Source organism: Streptomyces niveiscabiei (genome assembly GCF_001419795.1).
Classification (GTDB): Bacteria; Actinomycetota; Actinomycetes; order Streptomycetales; family Streptomycetaceae; genus Streptomyces; species Streptomyces niveiscabiei.
Genome location: NZ_LIRL01000440.1, coordinates 1 through 6,212, shown reverse-complemented (window position 1 = coordinate 6,212; position 6,212 = coordinate 1). Strand labels below are relative to the sequence as shown.

Annotated in this window: 4 protein-coding genes; 3 read left to right on the top strand and 1 reads right to left on the bottom strand. The window is 71.4% G+C overall.

Annotation, left to right across the window (positions count from 1 at the left end; translation table 11 throughout):
• The 3 genes from AOK24_RS21535 to AOK24_RS21525 form a co-directional block, all read left to right on the top strand.
• The coding region (locus tag AOK24_RS21535; RefSeq protein ID WP_055721701.1) for an ArnT family glycosyltransferase at nt 1-1,437 on the top strand (1,437 nt) is incomplete at its 5' end.
• On the top strand, nt 1,434-2,600 hold the full coding sequence (locus AOK24_RS21530) for a glycosyltransferase (RefSeq protein WP_055721700.1): 1,167 nt from the start codon (nt 1,434-1,436) through the stop codon (nt 2,598-2,600). The genes AOK24_RS21535 and AOK24_RS21530, both read left to right, overlap by 4 nt.
• Before the next feature lie 69 nt (nt 2,601-2,669).
• Nucleotides 2,670-5,081 carry a galactose oxidase early set domain-containing protein gene (locus AOK24_RS21525; RefSeq protein WP_107104009.1) on the top strand — a complete coding sequence of 804 codons (2,412 nt, stop codon included), beginning with the start codon at nt 2,670-2,672 and terminating at the stop codon, nt 5,079-5,081.
• A 58-nt stretch (nt 5,082-5,139) separates the two neighbouring features.
• Here AOK24_RS21525 and AOK24_RS21520 read toward each other — a convergent pair.
• On the bottom strand, nt 5,140-6,212 hold a 1,073-nt coding region (locus AOK24_RS21520), incomplete at its 5' end, for a hypothetical protein (protein WP_055721698.1).

The window sequence follows — 6,212 nt, the reverse complement described above, 5'->3', positions numbered from 1 at the left end:
GACGACGAGGGCACCTACCTCGCCCAGGCGTGGGCCGTCCAGGAGGGCAAGGGCCTCGCCCACTACACCTACTGGTACGACCATCCCCCGCTCGGCTGGCTCCAGTTGGCCGTCCTGACCTGGATCCCCAAGGCCCTCGACCCCGGCACGATGACCGTCGGCTCGATGCGCGCGGCGATGCTCGTGATCACCGCCGCCAGCGCCGTCCTGCTGTACGTCCTCGGCCGCCGCCTCTCCCTCCCGCGCTGGGCCGCCGGGCTCGGCATGGCCCTCTTCGGGCTCTCGCCGCTGTCCGTCGTCCTCCAGCGGGAGATCTTCCTCGACAACCTCGCGGTGATGTGGACGCTCCTCGCGTTCGCGCTGGCCGCCTCCCCGAGCCGCCACCTGTGGCACCACTTCGCCGCCGGGATCGCCGCCGCGACGGCCGTCCTGACGAAGGAGACGATGCTCTTCGTCCTCCCGGCCGTGCTGCTCACGATGTGGCGCCACAGCCACCGCGACACCCGCAAGTTCGCCCTCACCGGCGCGGTCACCGCATGCGTCCTGATCGGCGTCTCCTACCCCCTCTTCGCCCTGCTGAAGGGCGAGTTGTTCCCCGGCGGCGGGCACGTCTCGCTGTGGGACGGCATCACCTACCAGATGACCAGGCCGGGTTCGGGCTTCATCCTCGACAACGGCTCGGGCGCGCATGGGGTGTTGCAGTCCTGGCTGTACTACGACAGCGTCCTGATCGTCGGCGGCCTCGCGGGCGCGCTGCTGCTCCTGCTCACCTGGCGCTGGTCGGTCACCGCCCGCGCCCTCGCCGGGCCCTCGCTCGCCGTCGCGATCCTCGCGGCCGTCGCGCTGCGCCCCGGCGGCTACCTCCCGGCGATGTACGTCATCCAGGCGCTGCCGTTCCTCTCCCTGGTCCTCGCCGGCGCGGTCGCCTCCCTCGCGCACACCATCCTGCGCAAGCGGCGCGCCGCCGCCGAGCACCGCTGGCTCGGGTACGGGCGGTACGCGGTCGCGGCGGGCCTCGCCGTCGCGGCGGCCCTGTACGTCGTACCCCGCTGGTACGACGGCGACCGTACCGCCGTCACCGCCGACGCGAACGGCCCCTACCGGTCGGCGGCGAAGTGGCTGGACCACCGGGTCGCCGACCCCGCCCGCACCCGCGTCCTCGTCGACGACGCGCTCTGGCTCGACCTCGTGCACGCCGGGTACGAACCCGGCCTCGGCGCCATCTGGTTCTACAAGGCCGACCTCGACCCGGCGGTCACCAAGACCCTCCCGAACGGCTGGAAGGACGTCGACTACGTGGTCGCCTCCCCGACGGTACGGCGCGACGCGCGCGACCTGCCGACCGTGAAAGCGGCGCTGACGCACTCGACTCCCGTCGCCGTGTTCGGAGTCGGCGAGGACCGCATCGAGATCCGCAAGGTCGGGAGCGCGCTGTGACCCACGAGTACACCGCACCGGTCCCCGACCTCCGCGAAGACGACATCCCGGAGCCCGGCGCCGTCACCATCGTCGTCCCCACCTTCAACGAGTCCGCGAACATCCGCCAACTCCTGCGCCAGATCCGGGAGTCCGTCCCCCGCAGCCTCCCCTGCGAGGTCGTCTTCGTGGACGACTCCACGGACGACACCCCCGAGGTGATCCGCGACGCCGCCAAGGACTGCCCGTTCCCGGTGACCGTCCTGCACCGCGAGGAGCCGGTGGGCGGCCTCGGCGGCGCCGTCGTCGAGGGGATCCGGGCGGCCGGCGCCGACTGGGTCGTCGTGATGGACGGCGACTGCCAGCACCCCCCGTCCCTGGTACCGGAGTTGGTGGCGTCCGGCGAGCGCACCGGCGCCGAACTCGTCGTCGCCTCCCGGTACATCGAGGGCGGCAGCCGCGCCGGGCTCGCCGGCGGCTACCGGGTCGCCGTCTCGAAGGGCGCGACCTGGCTCACCAAGTCCCTCTTCCCGCGCAGGCTGCGCGGCATCAGCGACCCGATGAGCGGGTTCTTCGCGATCCGGCGCAGCGTCGTCGGCGCCGACGGGCTGAAACCCCTCGGCTACAAGATCCTCCTCGAACTCGCCGTGCGCGGCAGGCCGCAGCGGGTCGCCGAGGTGCCGTTCGTGTTCCAGGAGCGGTACGCCGGGGAGTCCAAGTCCACGGCGAAGGAAGGGATGCGGTTCCTGCGGCACCTCCTCGGGCTGCGCACCGCCTCGCCGCTCGCCCGCATGATCGGCTTCGGCCTGATCGGGCTGAGCGGGTTCCTGCCCAACCTGGTCGCGCTGTGGGCGCTGACCCGGGCCGGGCTGCACTACCTGCCCGCCGAGATCCTCGCCAACCAGGCCGGCGTGGCCTGGAACTTCGTCCTCATCGAGCACCTGCTCTTCCGCGACCGGCGCGCACACCGCCGCTGGTGGGACCGGGTCGGCCGGTTCGCGCTGCTCGCCAACGCGGACCTCGTCCTGCGCATCCCGCTGATCGCCCTGTTCGTGCACCGGTTCGGGATGGGCGCGCTGTCCGCGACGGCGCTCGCGCTGGTGACGACGTTCGTGCTGCGGTTCGCGGGGACCGAGGCGTTGGTGTACCTGCCGAAGAAGAGGAAGAAGCGCGTCACCGCGTAAGCAGAAACAGCCGACGCCGGTCAAGAGTCGCCCGGCGTCCGGCAGTTGCACATCCCCGAAGGGAGCCGCATGAAACTGCCCCGCAAGTACCGCAGGAGAACAGCCCTGTTGGCCGTCACCGGCCTCACCGGCGGCCTGCTCCTGACCACTCCGCAGCCCGCCTCCGCCGCCAACCTCGTCCTCAACCCCGGCTTCGAGACAGCTGGTTCGGGCGATATGCCGTACTGCTGGGAGAAGTCCGGCTGGGGTGACAACGACTTCACGTTCACGGCGACCCCGGACGCGCACTCCGGGTCGAAGGCGATGAAGGTCGAGCTGACCCGGCGCGTGGACGGCGACCGCAAGGCCCTGATCACCGAGTCCGCGGCGTGCGCGCCGACGGTCACGGCGGGCAAGCAGTACGACCTGTCCCTCTGGTACAAGTCGACGACGCCCGACACCGCCGTCACCCTCTTCCGGCACGACGCCACCGCCGGCTGGCAGTACTGGACCGACCTAAAGACCCTGGACCTCGCGGCGAGTTGGACGCAGGCGAGCGTCCGCACCCCCGAGGTCCCGGCCGGCACCGACCGGATCACCTGGGGCGTCTCCGTGTACGGCACCGGCTCGGCGACGACCGACGACTACACGATGGAACAGGTCCCGGACGTCACCCCGCCGCCGACCTGCACGGGCACGAACGCCCAGTGCGCGGACGGCAGTTGGAGCGTCCTGCCGACGCAGAACCCGGTCCGCTCGATGCACTCCGTCGTACTCAACAACGGCAAGGTGCTGATGATCGCCGGCTCCGGGAACAGCGAGGAGCAGTTCGCGGCCGGCACGTTCACCTCCGCCGTGTACGACCCGGCGAACGGCACGTACAAGGTCATCCCCACGCCGAAGGACATGTTCTGCTCCGGGCACGTCCAGCTCCAGGACGGGCGCGTGCTGGTGATGAGCGGCAACAAGGCGTACCCGGTCGTCGGCGGCCACGGCTACGAGGGGTACAAGGACTCGTACGTCTTCGACCCCGTCACCGAGGCGTACAGCAAGACCAACGACATGAACGACGGCCACTGGTACCCGTCCGCGACCGTCCTCGGCGACGGTGACGTGCTCTCCTTCGGCGGGCTGCGCGAGGACTCCTCCGGGTCGGTGACCGCCGAGCGCTGGTCCGACGCGGAGCAGCAGTGGCTGCCGCTGTGGCGGGTCAACCAGACCTGGTCGTACTGGGGGCTGTACCCGGCGATGGTCCTCATGCAGGACGGCCGGCTCTTCTACACCGGCAGCCACGTCTTCGGGAACAACATCCCGGGGACGGGTTCGGCGGTCTACGACTACGACGCGAACACCGTCACCCAGATCCCCGGCCTCCAGAACAAGGACGAGCGCGACCAGTCCGCCAGCGTGCTCCTGCCTCCGGCGCAGGACCAGAAGGTCCTCACCCTCGGCGGCGGCAACATCGACTCCAACCCCGAGGGCAACCGCCTCACCGACGTCATCGACCTCAAGCAGCCCAACCCGTCGTACGTCGCCGGCCCGCCGATCCCGCAGGGCACCGTCGACCTCGGCAACGGACCCGTCCAGCAGACCGGCGCCCAGGGCAAGATGTACGTCTCCGCGGTCCTCCTGCCCGACGGCAAGGTCCTGGAGACCGGCGGCGCCCTGCACAACCGCGCCAACCCCGTGTACGAGTCGTCCCTGTACGACCCGGTGACCAACACGTTCGACCAGGTCGCCGCCGACCCCGAGGCGCGCGGCTACCACTCCTCCGCCGTACTCCTCCCGGACGGCCGGGTCCTGACGACCGGCGACAACCCCGGCAACGGCACCTGGAACCACGACGTGTCCGTCTACTCGCCGCCCTACCTCTTCAAGGGTCCGCGTCCGGCGATCACGTCACTCATCGACACCGAGTGGCAGTACGGCGACACCCAGCGCATCACCGTCGACCGGCCCATCGCCAAGGCCGAGTTGATCCGCCCGGCGGCGGTCACGCACTCCTCCGACCCCAACCAGCGGTTCGTGGACCTGCCGCTGTCGGTGGACGGCAACAACGTCGACCTGAACGTCACCAGCAACCCCAACCTGGCGCCGCCCGGCTGGTACATGCTGTTCGCGGTCGACGCCAACGGCGTTCCCTCGGTGGCGAAGTGGGTCCACCTGACCGGCCCGAAGGCCCTCGCCAAGACCGAGGCCGCTCCCCATGTCCACGACTTCGCCGCCAAGTTGACCGGCAAGGTCACCGGACCCGGCGTCAAGAGGCCGTCCCAGAAGGTCAGTCCGACCGTCTCCGGCTGCGACCGCCACTACGGCTCGGCCAACGTCTGCGTACCGACCGCCTTCCCGGCCGACGTGCCGAAGACGACGGCCGCGCGCTGCGCGTGGCTCGCGCAGAACGAGTACGGGCGGCTGACCGTCAACGGCGGTGACGATCCGCTGGGGTTGGACCCGAACCGGAACAAGGTGGCGTGCGACGCGAAGGACGTGAAGCGCGGCTAGCCACGCCGACGGCGACAGGAGCCCCGTACCCGGCACGTGACCGGGCACGGGGCTCCTCTCACTCCGCCTCGCCCGCCTCCGGCGCCGACTCCGCCTTGCGCAGCGGGCAACTGACAGGCAGGACCCGCTCGGACAGCTGCCCCGCGAGGTGCGTGTCCGTGAGGTCGGCCTCGGCCAGCCAGTCCGCCGCCGTCAACTGCTCGACCAGGTCCTTGAGTTCGGCGGTGTCGACCGGGACCCACGCGGTGAGCCGGTCCAGCGCGATGCCGCCACCGCCGGGGCCGAGGCGGCCCGACGCGTCGGTCTGGGCGGCCAGCGCCAGGGTCAGCAGCCGGGTGGTGGCCGGCGCCTTCTTCTTGCGGAGCTTCTTGTCCGAGACGACCCGCTGGGCCCAGCCGGAGAGCTTGGGCCGCATCTTCTTGCCGAACGTGAACGGCCCCGCCCCGTCCTCGGGGGGCACCAGCGAGGGGACCGTGATCGGCGTGGGGTTCTCCGGGCGGGAGGCGAGCAACTCCTCGGCCGTACCGGGGATCTCCAGCCAGCCGCTGCCGGTCAGCTCCTCGACGAGGGCCTGCGGATCGGTCAGGCCGAGCCCGTTGAGGTCCTGGCCGACGAGGTTGCCGGTGCCCGTGTGCGCCGTCCGCAGCGTCAGCATCAGCACCGCCAGCCGGGCCTCAGGTCCTGGCAGGGGCGCGTGCTCGGCGACGTACGCCAGGACCGCGCGCGCGTGCTCCCACTGGGTCAGGCCCGTCAGCAGGCGGGCCACGGCCGGGCCGTCGCCGTCGATGACCCCGTCGACGGGGCCGCTGTAGGCGATGCCGGTGCCCGTGCCGGTGCGCTGCTCGTGCTGCATGCGGATCGTCGCGGCGGCCTGCTCGGCGCGCTGCGCCTCGAAGCGCAGGACGCCCTCCGAGGTGGCGTCCGCCCATGCGACGAAGGCGCGCGCCTTGCGTTCCTGGAGGTCGGCCAGGACCGAGAGGTCGGGCTGCTCGCGCTTCTGGTAGGCGCGGAAGAGGTTCCCCAACTCGATGAGTTCGTCCCGCAGTTCGACCGGGCGCAGGTCGTGCGGGATGACGCGCTGGGCGATCTTCGCGATCTGCGGGCGGCGACGGGCGGGGGCCGCCTTGGGCG

Coding starts and splice junctions, on each gene's coding strand:
- AOK24_RS21525 (WP_107104009.1), top strand. CDS start 2,670: ATGAAACTGCCCCGCAAGTACCGCAGGAGAACAGCCCTGTTGGCCGTC.